Genomic DNA, 18,913 nt, shown 5'->3' with positions numbered 1-18,913 from the left:
AGAATGATTGGTGAATGGAACAATGGCACCGGCCGTCGCAAATCGAGCGTCGCCCGCGTGTTTCTGAAAAAAGGCACCGGCAAGATCACGGTCAACGGCAAGGACATCCAAGAGTTCTTCGGCCGCGAAACCTCGATCATGATTGCCAAGCAGCCCCTCGCGCTGACCAACAACCTCGAAGCTTTCGACGTGATGGTGAACGTGAACGGTGGCGGCGAATCGGGTCAAGCCGGCGCCACGCGCCACGGCATCACCCGTGCGCTGATCGACTACGACGCGTCGCTCAAGCCCGTCCTGAGCCAAGCCGGCTTCGTGACGCGCGATGCACGTGAAGTCGAGCGCAAGAAGGTCGGTCTGCACTCCGCCCGTCGTCGCAAGCAGTTCAGCAAGCGCTGATCCACTGTTCGCTGCGAACAAAAAGCCGCCTTCGGGCGGCTTTTTCATTGGAAGCCCTCTTGGCGCCAGGGCCTCCAACCCCACTTGCATTGGGGTGCACGCCACACCCAGCCTGCCGAGAATGCGGCATTGCAGTAGCATTCGTTCCATTGGCCGCATGTCCGGCCCCCTAGGAGTTATCACCCCATGAGCGCCGTTGCCGAAAACATCCAGACCCAGATGCCCGAGCCGATCGTCTTCACAGACAGCGCGGCTGCCAAGGTGGCCGACCTGATCGCCGAGGAAGGCAATCCCGACCTGAAGCTGCGCGTGTTCGTGCAGGGTGGCGGCTGCTCCGGCTTCCAGTACGGTTTCACCTTCGATGAAATCACCAACGAAGACGACACCACCATGACCAAGAACGGCGTGTCGCTGCTGATCGATGCCATGAGCTACCAGTACCTGGTCGGCGCCGAGATCGACTACAAGGAAGACCTGCAAGGCGCCCAGTTCGTGATCAAGAACCCGAACGCCACCAGCACCTGCGGCTGCGGATCGAGCTTCTCGGCCTGATGCCTGAATGCTGCTGACCCAGCCTCCCAAATAAGCCGCCTCCGGGCGGCTTTTTCGTTCCTGCTTCTCTTTTCCCTGCCTATGAACTCCGAGGCTGACGCCGCCGTCAATCCCGTTCGCAAGAGCCTGTTGTGGCTCGTCGCCGTCGGCTTCTTCATGCAGACGCTCGACGCCACCATCATCAACACCGCACTGCCGGCGATGGCCGCGAGCCTCGGCGAGAGCCCGCTGCGCATGCAGTCAGTGGTGGTGGCATATGCGCTCACCATGGCGATGCTGATTCCCGCATCGGGCTGGATTGCCGACCGCTTCGGCACGCGGCGCATCTTTTTCTCGGCCATCGTGCTGTTCGCCGCCGGATCGGTGCTGTGCGCGCTCTCGCACGGACTGGGCCAGTTGGTGGCCGCCCGGGTGGTCCAGGGCCTGGGCGGCGCGTTGCTGCTGCCCGTGGGGCGCCTGGCGCTGCTGCGCACGGTGCCGCGTGGGGAATTCCTGCAGGCGATGAGCTTTGTCGCCATTCCGGGCCTCATAGGGCCCTTGCTGGGCCCTACGTTGGGTGGCTGGCTGGTGCAGTACGCCTCGTGGCACTGGATCTTCCTGATCAACGTGCCCGTGGGGCTGCTGGGCTGCATCGCCACGCTCAAGTACATGCCTGACCTGCGCGGCGTGGTGCAGAAGCGTTTCGACAGCGTGGGCTACGCGATGCTGGCCTTCGGCATGGTGGCGATTTCGCTCTCGCTCGACGGCGTGGGCCTGCGCCAGGGCGGCGTGATGGTCGTGCTGATCTTCGGCTTCGCGAGCATCGTCGCCTATTGGCTGCGCGCTTCGCGTACGCCCGAGCCTCTGTTTGCGCCTTCGCTGTTTCATGTGCCGACGCTCAGCATCGGCCTGATCGGCAACCTGTTCTCGCGGCTGGGCAGCAGCTGCATGCCTTTCCTGGTGCCGCTGCTGCTTCAGGTGTCGATGGGCTATTCACCGGTGCGCGCCGGGCTGATGATGCTGCCGATCGCGTTGGCCGGCATGGCCATGAAGCGCTTCGCCACGCCGCTGATCACGCGCCACGGCTACCGCAAGGTGCTGGTGGTCAACACCATCCTCGTGGGTTGCACGATGGCCAGCTTCGGGCTGACGGCGCCGGGCCAGCCGATGGCGCTGCACGTGCTGCAGCTGCTGGCTTTCGGGGCGGTCAATTCGCTGCAGTTCACCGCGATGAACACCATCACGCTGAAGGACCTGGACGGCAGCATGGCGAGCAGCGGCAACAGCCTGCTGTCGATGGTGCAGATGCTGGCTATGAGCCTGGGCGTGGCCGCCGCGGGCGCCCTGCTGGCGGGTTACAACGGCATCTTCGGCACCGAAACGCCTGCGCACACGCTGGATGCCTTTCAGGCCACCTTTGCAAGTATGGGGCTGATCACGGTGGCTTCAGCGATGATCTTCTGGCATCTTCCCTCGGAAGTACGAGCGCCGCACCCCGCGCAGCCGGAGGTTTCCGGCCAGGGCTGAGGGCGAATCAGGCGGGGTAGATCGCGCCGAGCACCCGTGCCCCGCGTGCGCCAGTCACGCTGGCCAGATTGCCGGCCTCGCGCCGGACGGTCGCGCGGGCAAGCCATGCAAACGCCGCCGCCTCGACTTGTTGGGGCGGCAGGCCGTGATCGGTCGAAGCCGCCACATGGATGCCAGGCAGCAGGGCGCGCAGGCGGTCTAGCAGATGGTCGTTCAGCGCGCCACCGCCGCAGACGATCAGCAGCTTGCTATCTTTTCCATAGTTCTTCACGTCCGCGGCACAAACCTGTGCGGTCAATTCGGCCAGTGTCGCCTGCACATCGGCAGGCGCCATCGTCGTGGTGCCGAGCTGGGCGGCGAGCCAGGTCGGGTTGAACAGGTCGCGCCCGGTGCTCTTCGGCGGCGTCTTGGCGAAGTACGGGTCGGCCAGCAACTGCGAGAGCAGGGCGGGCAGCACCTGCCCGCTGGCAGCCCATTGGCCGCCACGGTCGAAGGGCTGGCCCTGGTTGGTCTGGCACCAGTGATCCATCAGCGCATTGCCGGGGCCGCAGTCGAAGCCGAGCACGCTGGCGCCGCCCGCCGTATTCGTGGCCGGCAGCAGGCTCAGGTTGGAAATGCCGCCGATGTTCAGCACCGCGACCGTCTCGTCGGCCCGTGCGAACAGCGCGCGGTGAAAGGCCGGCACCAGCGGCGCACCCTGGCCGCCGGCCGCGAGGTCGCGGCTGCGGAAGTCGCCGACCACGTCGATGCCGGTCAGCTCGGCCAGCAGCGAGGGGTTGTTGACTTGCAGGGTGTAGCCGACCTCGTCGAACTCGAGCGGCCGGTGGCGCACCGTCTGGCCGTGAGCGCCGACGGCGGTGACGGCCTTGGCGTCGGTGCCGCTGTCCGCCAGCAACTGGGCGACGACACCGGCATACGCACGCGCCAGCCCGTTGCCGGCAAGTGCCGCGCGATGCAGTTCGTTGTCGCCGGGAGTGTTGAGCGCGAGCAGTTCGGCGCGCAAGGTCACAGGGAACTGCGCCGTGGCGTAGGCCTGCACCGCGATGCGGCCACCGGAAAAGTCGGCGAGCACGCCATCGACGCCATCGAGCGAGGTGCCCGACATCAGGCCGATGAAAAGTTCGGCGGCCATCTTTGGATCAGGGCTGGAGAGGCCGGCCGCGCGACGGAATCAGTCGGCGCTGGCCTGGATGACCGAGAAGGCAGCCGCCAGCTCGGTGCGCGCACCCACGGCGACACGCTCGAAGGCCGGGCGCATGGCGGCGGTGATCGGCGCGCCGCCTTCCTGTGCGATGGAAGCCGGGTCTTGATAGACGCCGCCCACGCGGAATTCGAAGTGCAGGTGCGGGCCGGTGGCCCAGCCGGTGGAGCCCACCGCGCCGACCGTCTGGCCCTGGCTCACTGCCTGGCCGGCCTTGACGTCGATGCGGCTCAAATGCGCGTACGCCGTCTGCTGGTTGTTGCGGTGATTGATGATGACGATGTTGCCGTAGCCGTTCTGCGTGCCCGCGAAATCGACCGTACCGTCGCCCACCGAACGCACCGAGGTACCCGTAGGAGCCGCGTAGTCGATGCCGTTGTGCTGGCGCCAGCTGTTCAGGATCGGGTGCATGCGCATCGCGAAGCCGCTGGACACGCGCGAGAACTCGACCGGCGTCGCCAGGTAGGCCTTGCGCAGGCTGTCGCCGTTCGGGCGGTAGTAGCTGCCTTTCTGGCCCGCGCCCGGAGGCTGGAACCAGACGGCCTGGTGGATCTTGCCGTTGTTCTCGAACTCGGCCGACAGCACGCGGCCGCTGCGCAGCGCCTGTCCGTCGGCTTCGAAGGTTTCGTACACCACGGCGAAGCGGTCGCCCTTGCGCAGGGCGCGCACGTCGACGTCGCCCGCGAAGATGTCGGCCAGCTGGCTCGCCACCGCGTCGGGAATGCGCGAGTCGTCGGTGGCGGCGAACAGCGAGGTGCGGATGGTGCCGCTCGCCAGGCGCGTGCCCGGCGTGAGCATGTCGCGCTCGGTCACGCCGGCAAAGCCGGTGGGCGTGCGTTCGATGACGAAGCGCTTGAAGCCGCCGTCGCCGTCGGGAATCCAGCGGGCGCTGAGCTTCTTGAGCTGGTTTTCCTGCGTGGCCTCGGCCGTCACGGTGCGGCCGGCGCGCGAGAACAGCGCGTTGCGGGCTTCCACGCTGCTGCGCACGAAGGCGGTGGCGGCCGGGTCGGAAATGCCCAGGCGCTTCATCAGGGCCTCGGCCGTGTCGCTCGAACGGGTGACGTCGGTGCGGAACAGGGTGAAGCTGAAGTTTTCGAGCGATTCGCTCTGGTCGGCGAACGACATTGGCGCCGTCGCTTCGAGAATCTGGTGGACCGGGAGGTCGGATGCGTCAGGACCGAGCGATGCCACCGCGAGGGTGCCGGCGCTCAGCAGCGCGGCAGCAATGACCGCGGTGATCTGCTTGGGGTACGTCCGGAATGTATAGGCCACGCGAGAAGCAAGTAGCTCCTCGGCGGCAAGAATGCCGTTGATCAAACTGTGAATTCCAGCTCAGGTTCTGCAAATCCGTGCTGCAAGGCCCAGTACGTTCAGGGCGGCAGCAGACGGTGCGGAAAAAAGCGCCGCTTAGAATTCGGCGCTTGAAAAGTCGGGCTGAGTATAGCTTCGGCACCCCCAAAGTCAGCTAAAAAAGCCCGTAAAGGCCGAATCTGTTACATCCATGAGCCTCTCAAATAGTGTAGGACGCGCGCTAGAAATATCCCTCCGCGGCGCTGACGAGCTGCTGCCGCAGGACGAGTGGGTGCGCAAGCTCCAGCGCTCCGAAGCCACCGGGACCCCCCTGCGCATCAAATTCGGCCTGGACCCGACGGCACCGGATATTCATCTGGGTCACACGGTGGTTTTCAACAAGATGCGCCAGTTGCAAGACCTGGGCCACACGGTGATCCCGCTGATCGGCGACTTCACCACCACCATCGGCGACCCGTCCGGGCGCAACAGCACCCGGCCGCCGCTGACCCGCGAGCAGATCGAGGCCAATGCGGCGACCTACTTCGACCAGCTGCGCCTGGTGCTGAACGTCGATATCGCCGAAGTCCGCTACAACTCCGAGTGGAGCGACCCCCTGGGCGCGCGCGGCATGATCCAGCTCGCCGCCAAGTACACGGTGGCCCGGATGATGGAGCGCGACGACTTCAACAAGCGCTTCAAGGGCGGCCAGTCGATCTCGGTGCACGAATTCCTCTACCCGCTGATGCAGGGCTACGACTCGGTCGCGCTCAAGAGCGATCTCGAACTGGGCGGCACCGATCAGAAATTCAACCTGCTCGTCGGTCGTCATCTCCAGCAGGAATACGGCCAAGAACCGCAGTGCATACTCACTATGCCATTGTTGGAAGGGCTCGACGGCGTCGAAAAGATGTCGAAGAGCAAGAACAATTACATCGGTATCAGCGAAGACGCCAACACCATGTTCGCCAAGGTGCTGTCGATTTCCGACGACCTGATGTGGCGCTGGTACACGCTGCTGAGCTTCCAGTCGCTGGAGCAGATCGCGGCGCTGAAGGCCGAGATCGAGGGCGGCCGCAATCCGAAGGACGCCAAGGTCGCGCTGGCCAAGGAAATCACCACGCGCTTCCACAGTGCGGCGGCGGCGGACGCGGCCGAGCAGGATTTCATCAACCGCAGCAAGGGTGGCGTGCCGGACGAGATTCCGGAGGTGTCGCTGTCGGGTGCTCCGCTGGGCATCGCCCAACTGCTCAAGCAGGCGAACCTGGCGCCTTCGACCTCGGAAGGCAATCGCCTGATCGACGGTGGCGGCGTGCGTATCGATTCAGCCGTGGTCAGCGACAAGGCGCTGAAGCTGCCCGCAGGCAGCTACGTGGTGCAGGTCGGCAAGCGCAAGTTCGCCCGCGTGACCCTGAGCTGAGGGGCTTTCAGCGAACCTCGATGGTGACGCGCCGGTTCCGCGGCTCGTCCACCTCGTCGGCAGTCGGAACGGCCAGGTCGCGCTCGCCGCGGCCCACGGCCTCGATGCGGTTGGCCGGGAACTGGCGTTCCACGAAGAGCTGAACCACTTCCTGCGCCCGACGACGCGACAACTGGTCGTTCTGCTCGCCGCTGCCCTTGGTGTCGGTGTGGCCCGTGACCACGATGTCGCCGCCGCTGCGCGCCAACGCCGCAGCCAGCGCCTCGGTCATGATCTGCTGCGAAGCCGGCGTCAACGTGGTGCCGCCGAGCTCGAAATACACCGTGTAGCGCTGCGGCGGAGGCGGGCGCATGTCGAACAGCGGCTTGTTCTCTGCCTGCACCTTGGCCGGATCGGCCTGGTCGACCACCGGAGCGCCCTTTGCGCCCACTGCGGCCGTGGCGCGCTGGTAAGGCGTGGAAAGCACTTCTTCTCCGTCCTTGGCGCGCACCACCACTGCCGATGGCTTGCCGTCCGCCTGCGGCAGCAGCACCACCCGCGTGCCGGGCGTCGAGCATGCGGCCAGCAGCAGGGCGGCCAGCGCGGCCGGAAGAAGGAATGCGAGGCGGGACTGTTGGGGGTTGGGGGTCTTCATCATGGCTGGCCGTCGGCTTGCACGATGAAGTCGGTGCCGCGAATGCCGATGGTGGCCGTCTGCGTCTCGACCCGCACTGCGTCGGGATTGGTCTTGCCGATCAGGCCGGTGATCATGCGCATGGAGCCTCGCAGCAGCGAGACCAGCATGCCGCCTTCGTGCGTCGTGCCGTCGAAGTGGAATTCCTTCAGGTCGAGCCGCGACGAGGGGCCGACCACCAGTGTCGTGTCGTCGCGCAGCACCACGGAGGCCGAGGAGTCGGGTCCGGTCACGATGCGGTCCACGGCGCCCAGCGCGTCGCCGGGGCTGGCCGCGCGGGTGGCGCCGGCGCCGTTGAGCAGTTGCACGTTGCCGCGCACGAACTTCACGAAGCCCGCCTGGGGATCCGCCTTGGCGGCGGGGGCGGCTGTAGCAGGCGCCGGTGCGGACGCGGCTGCGGCAGGTGGCGCCGCCACGGGAGCGGCCGACGGCGTCTGGGCTTGTGCCAGCGCGGCCGAGGCCACAATGGCGAGGCCGCCCAAGGCGATCACGAGGTTTTTCATCATCTGGGCTCTCTGCGAAGGACTGTTTCGCGTTGGTCGCAAATTATTAATGCGAAGGCGTTACATGTAGACACGGAGCCGATAATTCAGGCAGTTCTTGCGGCCTTTTACCGCTTTTTGCGTTGCCTTCTGCCCAATTCCCATGGTTTTTGCATGACGTTGACCCCCAAGACGCTGCTGCGTGTGTCCGTTGCCGTGGCTTTGATCACGATCGTGCTCAAGGGCCTGGCTGGCTACATGACGAATTCGATGGGCCTGATCTCGGACGCCATGGAATCCTTCGTGAACCTGGCGAGCGCCATGTTCGCGCTGGCCATGGTGACCATCGCCGAGCGGCCCGCCGACGACGACCATCCCTACGGCCACCACAAGGCCGAGTACTTTTCCTCGGGCTTCGAAGGCATCCTGATCGTGGGCGCGGCCATTGCGATCCTCTGGGTGTCCATCCAGCGCCTGCTGTCGCCGCAGCCGCTGGAGCAGCTGGGCTGGGGCCTGGCGCTGTCGGTGCTCAGCTCGGGCTTCAACGCGGGGCTGGCTTTCATGCTCTTCCGCGCGGCACGCACGCACCGTTCGATCGCGCTGGAGGCCGACGGCCGCCACCTGATGACCGACGTCTGGACCTCCGCCGCCGTGGTGGTCGGCATCGTCGGCGTGCAGCTCAGCGGCTGGCTCTGGCTCGACCCGTTGCTGGCCATCGGCGTGGCGCTCAACATCGTGCGCGAGGGCGTCAAGCTGGTGTGGCGCTCGTCGCAGGGCCTGATGGACGAAGCCCTCGACCCCGAAACCCTCGCCACCGTGCGCGCCACCCTCGACGCCTTCGCCGCCCGCATGCCCGAAGGCACGCGGCTGCGCTTCGACGACATGGTGACCCGCAGCGCCGGCCAGCGCCGCTTTGCCGACCTGCACATGCACGTGCCTGGCGACTGGACCCTGCAGCATGCCGCCAACATGCGCGACCAGCTGGAGCAGGCCCTGATGGACGCCGTGCCCGGCCTGCGCGTGACGATCCAGCTCCTGCCCCTGACCATGGAAGCCCGCGCCACCCAGGCCGGCGAACATCACGCCTTATGAAAGCTGTTCTCCAACGCGTGGCAAATGCACGCGTCGACATTGCCGGCCGCACCGTCGGCGCCATCGACGCGGGCCTGCTCGTGCTGCTGTGCGCAGAGCGCGGCGACGTCGACGCGCTCGCCGACCGCATGCTCGCCAAGATCCTCAAGCTGCGCATCTTCTCGGACGAGGCCGGCAAGATGAACCGCAGCGTGCAGGACATCGGCGGCGGCCTGCTGGTGGTGAGCCAGTTCACGCTGGCGGCCGACGCGAGCGGCGGCAACCGCCCCAGCTTCACCCAGGCCGCGCCGCCCGACGAAGGCCGCCGGCTCTACGGGTACTTCGTGGCGCAGGCGCGCGCCGCGCACCCGGTGGTGGCCACCGGCGAGTTCGGCGCCGACATGCAGGTGCACCTGCTGAACGACGGGCCCGTCACCATCCCGCTGCAGATGACGGCGTAGCGGCGGCCGTTATTTATTTGCCGTACGGGCTGCGAATGCCCAGTCCCGCGAGGATCTCGATCTCGTAGGCCTCCATCTCGTCAGCGTCGGCCTCGCTGGTCTCGTGGTCCCAGCCCTGCGCATGCAGCGTGCCGTGCACCAGCAGGTGTGCGTAGTGGTCGGCCAGCGTCTTGCGGTTTTCCTTTGCCTCGCGCGCCACCACCGGAGCGCACAGCACCAGGTCGGCCATCACCAGCGGGCTTTGCGCGTAGTCGAAGGTCAGCACGTTGGTTGCGTAGTCCTTGCCGCGAAACTCGCGGTTCAGGCGCTGGCCCTCGTCGGCGTCGACGATGCGCACTGTGATCTCGCCGTCGATGTCGAGCGCATGGCGGATCCAGCGCGTCACGCTGTGGCGCGGCAGCGCGGCGCGATGGCGCTCCACGCCCTTGAAGCGGCCGAATTGCAGCGAGAGCGAAAGTGCGGGAAGTGCGGATGCGGCCATCTCAGTGGGCTCCCGCGCGCTTGCGCTGGCCGTCGTAGGCATCGACGATCTTCGCCACAAGCGGGTGGCGCACCACGTCCACGCTCGTGAAGTGCGTCATGGCAATGCCGTTCACGCGCTTGAGCACGCGTTCGGCGTCGATCAGCCCGCTCAACTGCTGCTTGGGCAGATCGATCTGGCTCACGTCGCCCGTCACCACCGCGCGCGCGCCGAAGCCGATGCGTGTGAGGAACATCTTCATCTGCTCGGGCGTGGTGTTCTGTGCCTCGTCGAGGATCACGAAGGCGTTGTTCAGCGTGCGCCCGCGCATGAAGGCCAGCGGCGCGATCTCGAGCGCATTTCGCTCGAAGGCCTTCTGCACCTTCTCGTAGCCCATCAGGTCGTAGAGCGCGTCGTACAGCGGGCGCAGGTACGGGTCGACCTTCTGCGTCAGGTCGCCCGGCAGAAAGCCCAGCCGCTCGCCCGCTTCCACCGCAGGCCGCGTCAGCACGATGCGCTGCACCGCGGCGCGCTCCAGCGCATCGACCGCGCAGGCCACTGCGAGATACGTCTTGCCGGTGCCGGCCGGGCCGATGCCGAAGGTGATGTCGTGCTTGGCGATGTTGTCCAGGTACAGCGCCTGCGTGGGTGTGCGCGCGCGCAGGTCGGTGCGGCGGGTGACGAGCATCGCTATGTCGTCGTCACCATCGAGCATTCCGCCGTCGCCGGCCAGCGTGAGCTGCACCACCGCCGCGTCGATGGGCCGCTGGGCAATTTCGTACAGCGCCTGCAGCACGTCCATTGCGCGCTGCGCGGAGGCCTTGGGGCCGTCGACCTTGAACTGTTCGTGACGGTGCGCGATCTTCACGCCCAACGCCTCTTCGATGCGGCGCAGGTGGGCGTCCAGAGGTCCGCACAGGTGGCCGAGGCGCGAATTGTTCAGTGGGGTAAAGGTGTGTCGCAGAATCACGCCGGACATTTCAAGGAAAAAGGGCACCCATGATAGGCAAACTGACCGGCACGCTGGCCGAACGCAACCCACCGCAGGTAGTTGTGGACTGCAACGGAGTCGGCTATGAGGTCGACGTGCCGATGAGCACGTTCTACAACCTGCCGAACCTCGGCGCGAAAGTCTCGCTGCTCACGCACTTCGTCGTGCGCGAGGACGCGCAGATTCTCTACGGCTTCGGCACTGCGGAGGAAAGGGCAGCCTTTCGCCAGCTCATCAAGATCACCGGCGTGGGGCCGCGCACCGCGCTGGGCCTGCTCTCGGGCATGAGCGTGGGTGAGCTTTCGCAGGCGATCACAACGCAGGAACTCGGCCGGCTCGTGAAGATTCCGGGCATCGGCAAGAAGACGGCCGAGCGGCTGTTGCTTGAACTCAAGGGCAAGCTCGGCGCTGACATCGGCCTGCCGGCGCATGCGGCGTCCGATGCGCAGGCGGACATTCTCCAGGCGCTGATCGCGCTGGGCTACAGCGACAAGGAGGCCGCGCTTGCGCTCAAGGCGCTGCCAAAGGATGCGACGGTGAGCGAGGGCATCAAGATGGCGCTGAAGTCACTGGCTAAGTGAGCTTGGTTCGGGGCGCGATCACGCCGACGGCGTGATCGTTCAGCGCAGCGCTTGAACCTCCGGCACAACGGCAGCGCACATGTGCGAATGGCACCGGGTGCTCCCCGCAGCGAAATAAAGGAGGAGGCCGTAGGCCGGGGGACATTCGCGGAGGGGAGTACCCGGTGTCATTCGCACGCACCCCGGAACGAAACTCTCGCCGCTCAGGGGTAGATCTTCTCGCCCTTGGCCAGCATCTCCACGAACTGCGCGATGCGCCGCGCCCGGGTCTCGGGCTTCTTCGCCCCCTGAGTACGAAACAGCACCGCAAAGCGGTTGCGCGCATCCAGCGTGGCGAAGAACTTTGCAGCTTTCTTGTTCGCGTCCAGCGCGGCCTGAAGATCGGGCGGCACTGTCGCCACGCTCGCGGCTTCGTAGGCCGCGTCCCAGCGCCCGTCGGCCTTCGCGCGCTCGATCTCGGCCAGTCCGGCCGGCTGCATGCGGCCTTCGTCGATGAGCTTCAGCACCTTGGTGCGGTTGATCTGCGACCAGATGCTGCGCTTGGTGCGCGGCGTGAAGCGTTGCAGGAAATACTGCGCGTCATCGCTCTTGCGCTGGCCGTCGATCCAGCCGTAGCACAGCGCTTCCTCGAGTGCGGCGGGGTGGTCGATGGAGGCGATGCCGCTGTCCTTCTTCGCGATGCGAAGCCATACACCGGCGGCGGTCGCGTGGTGGCGCTTGAGCCAGCGTGTCCACGACGCGGCATTGGTGCACTCGATCGGCGTGTCGTGCGGAATGCGCTCTGCCGTCTTCGTGGTCATGGCACCCACCAGTAGCGCAGCGCGTGAAAGTAGATGGGCGCTGCAAAGATCACCGAGTCGAGCCGATCGAGCATGCCGCCATGGCCTTCGATCATCGAACCCCAGTCCTTCACGCCGCGGTCGCGCTTGATGGCCGACATCACCAATCCGCCGAAGAAACCCATCAGGCAGATCGTGAGCGCCATCAGCGCCGCCTGCCACGGGTTGAACGGCGTGGCCCAGTACAGCGCGGCGCCCAGCGCGGTGGCGCTCGCCACGCCGCCGATCAGGCCTTCCCAGGTCTTGGAGGGCGACAGTTCGGGCGCCACCTTGCGCTTGCCGAAGAGCTTGCCCCACACGTACTGCAGCACGTCGCTGCCTTGCACCACGATCACCAGGAACGCGATCAGCAGCAGGTTGCGACCTTCGAAGCCGGGAATCTGCAGCGTGAGCAGCGCCGGCACATGGCTGATGCAGAACACGCACACCATCAGCCCCCACTGGATCTTCGAGGTGCGCTCCAGGAAGCGGCGCGTGTCGCCGCCGACCGCCGCCAGGATGGGCAGCAGCAGGAATGCATAGACCGGGATGTAGATCGCGTAGAGCCCATACCAGTCGATCCAGATCAGGAAATACTGCCCCGGCAGCGCGAGGTAGAAAGCCAGCGCGATCGGCGCATGGTCGCCGCGCCGCGTGTAGGCCAGGCTGATGAACTCGCGCAGAGCATAGAACGAGATCAGATAGAACAGCACGATCACGCCGCCCTTGCCGAAGGCAAAGGCAATGCCGATCACCGCCACCATCACCCACCACGCATTGACGCGCGAGTTGAGGTTGTCGATTACCGAATGAGGCTGGCCGTGCGCCACGCGCCACTTGAGCAGCGCGCCGATGGCCGAGGCCAGTATCAGCACGCCGGCCACGCCGCCGAAAAGTTTGAGCGTGGTCCACGCGAAGGGAGAGAGTTCGATCACGAGGCGCTCCCTCCGTTGCTTTGTTCGTTTTGTTGTTCGATGCGGTCGTATTCGGGGCGCAGGTCGAGCATCGCCGTGCGCGCGCGAGCGATGAAGGTGTTCTTGTCTTCCCCTTCGGCCAGCTTGATCGGCGCGCCGTAGCGCACCGTGCACGCGAGCGGAATAGGCACCAGCGTGCCCTTGGGCAGCACGCGCTTCAGGTTCTCGATCCACACGGGCACCAGCCGCACGTTGGGGCAGGCGCGCGCCAGGTGGAAGAGCCCGCTTTTCAGCGGCAGCAGGATCTCGTCGCCCGTGTTGCGCGTGCCCTCGGGGAACATGATGAGCGAGTCGCCTGCGTCCAGTGCCTCCTTCATCTGCTCGACCGGGTTCTCGCCCTGGCCCGAGCCGTCGCGGCGGATCATCAGCGCATTGAACACGTCGGCGCCGATGAACTGGCGCGTCTTCGAGGCCATCCAGTAGTCCTGCCCCGCCACCGGCCGCGTGAGCGCGCGCAGATCGGGCGGCAGCGTGGCCCACAGCAGCACGAAGTCGCCGTGGCTCGTGTGGTTGGCGAAGTACAGCGTCTGCTCGGCCCTCGGCGTGGTGCCCGACCAGATGGCGCGCACCCCGGTCAGCAGCCCGGCCGCACCGATGATCAGCTTGCCCGCCACGATGGCGAGCCCGCGCCGCAGCACGGTGCTTTCGGGCTTGTCGTTGTTCTTGTTGTTTTCTTCGGTCAAGAGAGGTCCTGTGTCATCAAGGCAAGGAGGAACAAGGCGCTCTGGCAGGCCACGACGATGGCATGGCGCTGCATGAGCTGTCGGGTGCCCTGCACGCGGTCGTCGAGCGGGCGCGTGGTGTTGTGTTGCGACGGCGGTGGCTCGCGCAGTCCGAGCGTGGAGAGCGCTTTGTCGAGCGCTTCGAGCGAAGCGACGGTGTTGCGCGCGAGGCCGTCGAACAGCGCTTCGTCGAAGCGCAGCCGGAACGCGAAGTAGCGCTCCAGCGCGCCGAGGATCACGACCGCGCCGAAGCCCATGGTGGCCGTGGTCGAGAGCGAGCGCAGCGTCAGCGCAAGCACCAGCGCCGAGATGCAGGTGAGCGCGAAGCCCCAGAGGCCCAGCAGCGTGATGGCGCGAAGCAGGCCCGCCAGTGCGGCGCAGGTGGTTCGGTCGTTGTCATCGGTCATGGGGCGGTACCTCCGGCAAAGGTTTGAACGGCTCCAGTGACACCCGCCAGGCACCCCGCAGCACGATCTGCGGCCGTGCGCGGCGCACCGTGTCTTCGGCCTGGGCGACGCCGCCGGCCGGGCCGTAGCGGCCCAGCCAGGCGATCACCGCCGCAGCGCTGCGCGAGAAGCCGAGCGCGCAGCAGACCCACACTGTGGCACCGTCCGCGTTCCGGCGCTGGCCTTCGATGACGGCCGCCGCGCGCTGCAGGCGCACGGTTGGCGGCACCGTCAGGTCGAGCAGCGGCACGCAGTGCGCATGCGGGACGCCCGCGGGCATCTGCAGCTCGGCGCACAGGCTCACCAGCCTGGGCTGCCCGGCGGCCAGCCATTCGGCGTGCGTCGGCCGGCGGCCCAGCCGCAGGCCCGGCACCACTTCGACCGAAGCCGGCAGCTTGCGCGTCCAGAGCCAGGCGTTGATGGCGGCGGCGAGCCGGTAGGGCGCCAGCATCCAGCGCGCGGCCCAACCCATGCGACCGTGGCCGTCCATCTGGAAGCCGCGTGCGCCGAAGCCGATGTAGTTCAACGCCACCAGCGCCAGCGACGCGGCCGGCCATGCGAGCCACAGCGTGACACCGCCGCCGTACAGCGCTGCCGCAAGGAACAGCGCCGCACCCACTGCATAGAAGCCCGCCAGCTTCCAGCGCTGCGAGTCGCGGGTGATGCGCCACGCGCGCGGCATCGACACCACGCGCTCCAGTGGCCACAGCCATACGCAGAACAGGCCCAGCAGCGCACCGGTCGGAATGTCGATGAAGTGGTGCTGCCACGTCGTGAGCACCGACGCGCAGATGGCGAAGGCCCACACATGCAGCACCAGCCGCGCCCAGAGGGGCCGGATGAACTGCCGATACCAATCCCACAGGATCACGGCCAGCGCGATGTGCAGCGAAGGCGCCTGGTTGAACGGCTGATCGAACCCGCGCAGCGCGTTGAACAGAAAGGCCGGCGCCCCGTCGACTGGCGGCTGCCCGAAGCTGAAGTGCAGCGGCCAGAGGATGAAGCAGCTGCAGGCGACGAGCGTGGCCGTGACCAGCCGCAGCGCGTGCCGGTCGAGCGTGTGCCGGCTGCGCGCCAGGAACAGCGACAGCGCATAGAAGACGTTGATCGTCCAGTAAGGAAAGATCGTCCACGGCCAGAACGGCACTTGCCGCTCCCACTCGAAAGCCATCGACGGCACGTTCGCCCGCGTGGTCGCCCACCAGTTGGCGAAACCATAGGTCGCATAGAACAGCGGCCCCAGAAACACCAGCCATGCGGCGGCGCGCTTCCAGGGCCGTTGCGCCAGCCAGGCGGTCATTGCGTGACGCGCACTGCCAGCGACACCGTGAAGATGCCCCACTCGTCGACCCGCTGGTCGATCTTGCGGAAGCCCGCTTCTTCCACCAGCTGGTCCATTTCGTACTGCGTGCGGCGGCGCATCACCCAGGCCTCGCCCTGGCGGTGGCTGGTGAGGGCGCGCGCGATCATCTCGAGCTGCGGGTGCCATGGCTGACCGGTGTAGACGAGGTAGCCGCGGTCTTCCACTGCGTCACCCACGCCCGCGAGCGAGCGGCGCACCATCTCGTTGTCGGGGAACAGCTCGTACAGGCCCGACACCACGGCCAGCGTGGGCCGCGGCAATACGCTCGCGAGGCTCATGCGGTCGAAGGCGTCGGCCTGCACGAACTGCGCGACGTCCTCCAGGCCCTTCTCGGCGATGAGCGCCCGGCCATCGCGCACGTTGATATCGCTGTAGTCGCGCAGCAGGATGGAGCTGGCCTTGACGGGGCTGGCCAGCACCGCGTCGAGCACGTAGCGGCCGTGGCCGGCGGCGATGTCCATCACGCGCACCTCGCGGTGCATGTCGGCCAGGCGCTCCATCGCGATGCGCAGAAGCTCCTCGACGTGGATCTTGCGCTGGCGGATGCCGCGCCAGCCGATGGAGTCCAGGTACGTCTTGTCGATGGAGCGACCGATGGCGGAGCTGCCCTGCGCATGGTTGCGGTACACGTAGTCGAGCGTGCTGCCCGAGTCGAAGCCGGTGGCGTGGCCGAGCTTGATGCCCTCGGACATCGTGCCGCCCAGCTTCAGGCTCGCGCGGGTCATGGCCCAGTAGGCGCCGCGCGGTGACAGGGGCGACAGCGGCTCGGCCAGCGCACGCGACTCGTCGGCCGTGTCGCCGCTCAAGTGCGCCTCGCGGCGGTCCACCGGCACGGCCGGCTCGTCGAAGCGCTGCAGGATGAATTCGCGGATCTGCGCCACGGCCGGCGCCCGGTCTTTCTCGCCCAGGGTGTCGTGGAAGAAGCCGGGCAGCTCGGTCTTGGTCTTCACCGCGCTGCCCAGCCGCTCGAAGAACTGGTGCTGCGGCTTGTGGTGCACCACCCAGTCGGCGCCCGAAATGAGCAGCTGCACAGGCAGCGTGATCGCATTCGCATCGGCCACCACGCGGTCGGCGGCTTCGTACAGGCCCAGCAGGATGTTGACCGCGATGGGCCGCGAGATCAGCGGATCGCTCTCGTAGCTGGCGATGCGTTCGGGGTCGTGCGTGAGGAACTTCGCCTTCACGTAGCTGTTGACGAAGAACAGGCCGCGCAGCTTGTGCATCAGCCCGAGCCCGGCGCGCGCGAACGGCACGTAGAGCTTGACCTTGAAGGCCGGCGAGGCGAGCGTGAGCCCGCGCACCTTGGGCGCGTAGTCGTGCGCCCAGGTGGCGATCAGCACCGCGCCCACGCTCTGCGCGACCACGTGGATGTCCTGCTCGGGCACGCCGTGTGCCGTGCCGATGTGCTGCACGAAGGTCTGCACGTCGCGCACCGAGGTGCCGAAGCTCGGGCTGTAGCCGCGCTGCCCGGGCGAGCGGCCGTGGCCGCGGGCGTCCCAGGCGAAGAAGTCGAAGTCGGGCAGGTTCAGCTCGTCGACCAGGTGCGCCATGCGCGCGCCGTGTTCATGGCCGCGATGGAACAGCACGATGGCGCCGCGCCGCGTGGCGCCGGTGGCTGGCCAGTGGCGGTAGAAAAGCGATTCGCCGTCGTGAGTCTGGAAATGAAGCTCGTTCGGAGCGCGTGGGGTGGTGTCGTTCATTGAATCCCTGTGAAATCTTGTAGGAGCTTGTTCAGTGGCTGCCTGCGGCGTCGGCCTCGGCCAGCGCGCGGCGGATGCGGTTGACGGTGGTCCAGGCCACCAATACCGCCAGCAGCGGCATCAGCCAGGCCGTCCAGCCCGGCAGCGGCAAGCCCAGCGCCACGTAGAGGCCGAGTGCGCCGAACACGAAGGCCCGGTCGCTCTTGCCCAGCGGGCCGTCGTAGCGGCGCGAGGCACCCACCGTGGGGCCCAGCGCGCCGGCGAATTCGCTCAGCCCGGCCAGCACGATCACCGTGCCGACCCAGAAGCCGCTGAAAGGCAGCACCAGCGCGAAGGGCAGGTACAGCGCCGCGTCGGAGACCACGTCGGTCAGTTCGTTGAGAAAGGCGCCCAGCTTGCTCTGCTGGTTGTGCTCGCGCGCCAGCATGCCGTCGATGGCGTTGAAGGCCATGCGAAGGAACATCCAAAGTGGAATGAGCCCGAAGGCCGCCAGCGAGGGCGCCGCGAAGAAGAGCCAGAGCCCGAGCGCGACCGAAACGACGCATGCCGCCATCGTGACCTGGTTGGCGGTGACGCCCATCGCATGCAGGCGGACCACCAGCGGCCGCAGCAGGGCCTGGAAACGCGGCTTCAGTTCGTAGATCGACACGTGCTGGCTTCCCCTCGTTTGTTATGTGCCGAAGCATTCTGCCAGTCTGGCCCAAGGACTAAACTTGCCGACGCAGACCCTTACCCAATGACCATCCAGACAGACGACTTCGCGCCCGCCCCCCAACGCGTGGTGTCCGCAGCTCCCGCATCGCCCAACGAAGAGGCGATCGAGCGGGCCCTGCGCCCCAAGCTGCTCGACGAGTACGTCGGCCAGGCCAAGGTGCGCGAGCAGCTCGAAATCTTCATCGGCGCCGCGCGCAAGCGCAAAGAGGCGCTCGACCACGTGCTGCTGTTCGGCCCCCCGGGCCTGGGCAAGACCACGCTGTCGCACATCATCGCGGCCGAACTGGGCGTCAACCTGCGCCAGACCTCCGGCCCCGTGCTCGAAAAGCCCAAGGACCTGGCGGCGCTGCTGACCAACCTGGAGCCCAACGACGTGCTCTTCATCGACGAGATCCACCGCCTGAGCCCGGTCGTCGAGGAAATCCTGTACCCCGCGCTGGAGGACTACCAGATCGACATCATGATCGGCGAGGGCCCCGCGGCGCGCAGCATCAAGCTCGACCTGCAGCCCTTCACCCTGGTGGGCGCCACCACCCGCGCCGGCATGCTGACCAACCCGCTGCGCGACCGCTTCGGCATCGTCGCGCGGCTGGAGTTCTACACGCCCGAAGAGCTGGCGCTGATCGTGACCCGCAGCGCCCGCCTGCTCAAGGTGGAGACCGACGAAACCGGCGGCTTCGAGATCGCCCGCCGTTCGCGCGGCACGCCCCGCATTGCCAACCGCCTGCTGCGCCGCGTGCGCGACTACGCCGAGGTCAAGGGCAATGGCCGCATCACCGAAGAAATCGCGCACAAGGCGCTGGCCATGCTCGACGTCGACCCGCAGGGCTTCGACCTGATGGACCGCAAGCTGCTCGAAGCCGTCATCCACCGTTTCGACGGCGGCCCGGTGGGCCTCGACAACGTGGCGGCCAGCATCGGCGAGGAGCGCGACACCATCGAGGACGTGATCGAGCCCTATCTCATCCAGCAGGGCTACCTGCAGCGCACGCCGCGCGGGCGCATTGCCACGCTGGCGGCGTACCGGCACCTGGGCGTGACTCCGCCTTCGAGCCGTTCCGACGGACAAGACCTCTTTGGAGCCTGAAGACA

At 66.9% G+C, this 18,913-nt stretch carries 21 protein-coding genes; 8 read left to right on the top strand and 13 right to left on the bottom strand.

Annotated features, from left to right (window positions below):
* Positions 1 to 3: 3 nt before the first annotated feature.
* From rpsI to mdtD, 3 genes are all read left to right on the top strand, one after another.
* A complete protein-coding gene (gene rpsI / locus ACZYSP_RS18915) occupies positions 4 to 396 on the top strand; it encodes a 30S ribosomal protein S9 (protein WP_093056698.1) in 393 nt (130 codons plus the stop codon).
* A gap of 186 nt (positions 397 to 582) precedes the next feature.
* The gene (gene erpA, locus ACZYSP_RS18910) at positions 583 to 948 is read left to right on the top strand and encodes an iron-sulfur cluster insertion protein ErpA (protein WP_007827949.1); all 366 of its coding nucleotides are present in this window, start codon (positions 583 to 585) and stop codon (positions 946 to 948) included.
* Positions 949 to 1,029: 81 nt separating this feature from the next.
* Positions 1,030 to 2,454 carry a multidrug transporter subunit MdtD gene (mdtD, locus tag ACZYSP_RS18905; RefSeq protein WP_489015866.1) on the top strand — a complete coding sequence of 475 codons (1,425 nt, stop codon included), beginning with the start codon at positions 1,030 to 1,032 and terminating at the stop codon, positions 2,452 to 2,454.
* 7 nt (positions 2,455 to 2,461) lie between these two features.
* On the opposite strand, the gene ACZYSP_RS18900 is transcribed toward mdtD, so the two are convergent.
* Together ACZYSP_RS18900 and ACZYSP_RS18895 are read right to left on the bottom strand one after the other, a co-directional pair.
* On the bottom strand, positions 2,462 to 3,586 hold the full coding sequence (locus ACZYSP_RS18900) for an anhydro-N-acetylmuramic acid kinase (RefSeq protein WP_489015864.1): 1,125 nt from the start codon (positions 3,584 to 3,586) through the stop codon (positions 2,462 to 2,464).
* A gap of 39 nt (positions 3,587 to 3,625) precedes the next feature.
* Positions 3,626 to 4,972, bottom strand: a complete 1,347-nt coding sequence (locus tag ACZYSP_RS18895; RefSeq protein WP_307615911.1) for a M23 family metallopeptidase — start codon at positions 4,970 to 4,972, stop codon at positions 3,626 to 3,628.
* 184 nt (positions 4,973 to 5,156) lie between these two features.
* On the opposite strand from ACZYSP_RS18895, the gene tyrS reads away from it, so the two are divergent.
* A complete protein-coding gene (tyrS, locus tag ACZYSP_RS18890; RefSeq protein ID WP_093056694.1) occupies positions 5,157 to 6,365 on the top strand; it encodes a tyrosine--tRNA ligase in 1,209 nt (402 codons plus the stop codon).
* A 7-nt stretch (positions 6,366 to 6,372) separates the two neighbouring features.
* Here the strand turns inward: tyrS and ACZYSP_RS18885 are convergent, their stop codons facing one another.
* Entirely contained in the window at positions 6,373 to 7,002 is a 630-nt protein-coding gene (locus ACZYSP_RS18885) for an OmpA family protein (protein ID WP_426390506.1), read from the bottom strand.
* Positions 6,999 to 7,544, bottom strand: coding sequence for a FecR family protein (locus ACZYSP_RS18880; protein ID WP_093078414.1), 546 nt, complete (start codon positions 7,542 to 7,544; stop codon positions 6,999 to 7,001). The genes ACZYSP_RS18885 and ACZYSP_RS18880 overlap by 4 nt, the downstream gene beginning before the upstream one ends.
* A 150-nt stretch (positions 7,545 to 7,694) precedes the next feature.
* Between ACZYSP_RS18880 and ACZYSP_RS18875 the strand changes: the two genes are divergently transcribed.
* A complete protein-coding gene (locus tag ACZYSP_RS18875; protein ID WP_093177331.1) occupies positions 7,695 to 8,612 on the top strand; it encodes a cation diffusion facilitator family transporter in 918 nt (305 codons plus the stop codon).
* On the top strand, positions 8,609 to 9,052 hold the full coding sequence (gene dtd, locus ACZYSP_RS18870; protein ID WP_426390505.1) for a D-aminoacyl-tRNA deacylase: 444 nt from the start codon (positions 8,609 to 8,611) through the stop codon (positions 9,050 to 9,052). The genes ACZYSP_RS18875 and dtd overlap by 4 nt, the downstream gene beginning before the upstream one ends.
* A 13-nt stretch (positions 9,053 to 9,065) precedes the next feature.
* Here the strand turns inward: dtd and ybeY are convergent, their stop codons facing one another.
* On the bottom strand, positions 9,066 to 9,533 hold the full coding sequence (ybeY, locus tag ACZYSP_RS18865; RefSeq protein ID WP_093056690.1) for an rRNA maturation RNase YbeY: 468 nt from the start codon (positions 9,531 to 9,533) through the stop codon (positions 9,066 to 9,068).
* 1 nt (position 9,534) lies between these two features.
* Positions 9,535 to 10,491: a PhoH family protein gene (locus ACZYSP_RS18860; RefSeq protein WP_426390504.1), complete on the bottom strand. Its 957-nt coding sequence runs from the start codon at positions 10,489 to 10,491 to the stop codon at positions 9,535 to 9,537.
* Between the two features lie 20 nt (positions 10,492 to 10,511).
* Here ACZYSP_RS18860 and ruvA point away from each other — a divergent pair, with 20 nt between their 5' ends.
* A complete protein-coding gene (gene ruvA, locus ACZYSP_RS18855; RefSeq protein WP_093056689.1) occupies positions 10,512 to 11,084 on the top strand; it encodes a Holliday junction branch migration protein RuvA in 573 nt (190 codons plus the stop codon).
* A gap of 203 nt (positions 11,085 to 11,287) precedes the next feature.
* Here ruvA and ACZYSP_RS18850 read toward each other — a convergent pair whose 3' ends face one another.
* Genes ACZYSP_RS18850 through ACZYSP_RS18820 form a run of 7 tightly spaced genes read right to left on the bottom strand, consistent with a single transcriptional unit; the run spans position 11,288 to position 17,756 of the window.
* A complete protein-coding gene (locus ACZYSP_RS18850; protein WP_489015860.1) occupies positions 11,288 to 11,884 on the bottom strand; it encodes a YdeI/OmpD-associated family protein in 597 nt (198 codons plus the stop codon).
* Positions 11,881 to 12,837, bottom strand: coding sequence for a phosphatidate cytidylyltransferase (locus ACZYSP_RS18845; RefSeq protein WP_093056687.1), 957 nt, complete (start codon positions 12,835 to 12,837; stop codon positions 11,881 to 11,883). The genes ACZYSP_RS18850 and ACZYSP_RS18845 overlap by 4 nt, the downstream gene beginning before the upstream one ends.
* Entirely contained in the window at positions 12,834 to 13,559 is a 726-nt protein-coding gene (locus tag ACZYSP_RS18840) for a lysophospholipid acyltransferase family protein (RefSeq protein WP_436318400.1), read from the bottom strand. Before ACZYSP_RS18840 ends, ACZYSP_RS18845 begins: the two co-directional genes overlap by 4 nt.
* Positions 13,556 to 14,005, bottom strand: coding sequence for a hypothetical protein (locus tag ACZYSP_RS18835; protein WP_354338648.1), 450 nt, complete (start codon positions 14,003 to 14,005; stop codon positions 13,556 to 13,558). The genes ACZYSP_RS18840 and ACZYSP_RS18835 overlap by 4 nt, the downstream gene beginning before the upstream one ends.
* Positions 13,995 to 15,344 carry a phosphatase PAP2/dual specificity phosphatase family protein gene (locus ACZYSP_RS18830; protein ID WP_354338647.1) on the bottom strand — a complete coding sequence of 450 codons (1,350 nt, stop codon included), beginning with the start codon at positions 15,342 to 15,344 and terminating at the stop codon, positions 13,995 to 13,997. The genes ACZYSP_RS18835 and ACZYSP_RS18830 overlap by 11 nt, the downstream gene beginning before the upstream one ends.
* A complete protein-coding gene (locus ACZYSP_RS18825; RefSeq protein ID WP_354338646.1) occupies positions 15,341 to 17,107 on the bottom strand; it encodes a bifunctional alpha/beta hydrolase/class I SAM-dependent methyltransferase in 1,767 nt (588 codons plus the stop codon). The genes ACZYSP_RS18830 and ACZYSP_RS18825 overlap by 4 nt, the downstream gene beginning before the upstream one ends.
* 31 nt (positions 17,108 to 17,138) lie before the next feature.
* A complete protein-coding gene (locus ACZYSP_RS18820) occupies positions 17,139 to 17,756 on the bottom strand; it encodes a CDP-alcohol phosphatidyltransferase family protein (protein ID WP_354338644.1) in 618 nt (205 codons plus the stop codon).
* Positions 17,757 to 17,843: 87 nt separating this feature from the next.
* On the opposite strand from ACZYSP_RS18820, the gene ruvB reads away from it, so the two are divergent.
* Positions 17,844 to 18,908: a Holliday junction branch migration DNA helicase RuvB gene (gene ruvB / locus ACZYSP_RS18815; protein WP_093056682.1), complete on the top strand. Its 1,065-nt coding sequence runs from the start codon at positions 17,844 to 17,846 to the stop codon at positions 18,906 to 18,908.
* The last annotated feature ends 5 nt before the right edge of the window (positions 18,909 to 18,913 follow it).

It is taken from the genome of Variovorax sp. F042 (assembly GCF_057814215.1).
The sequence above is the reverse complement of the archived record's forward strand: the minus strand, read 5'-3'. Positions and strand labels throughout refer to the sequence as shown.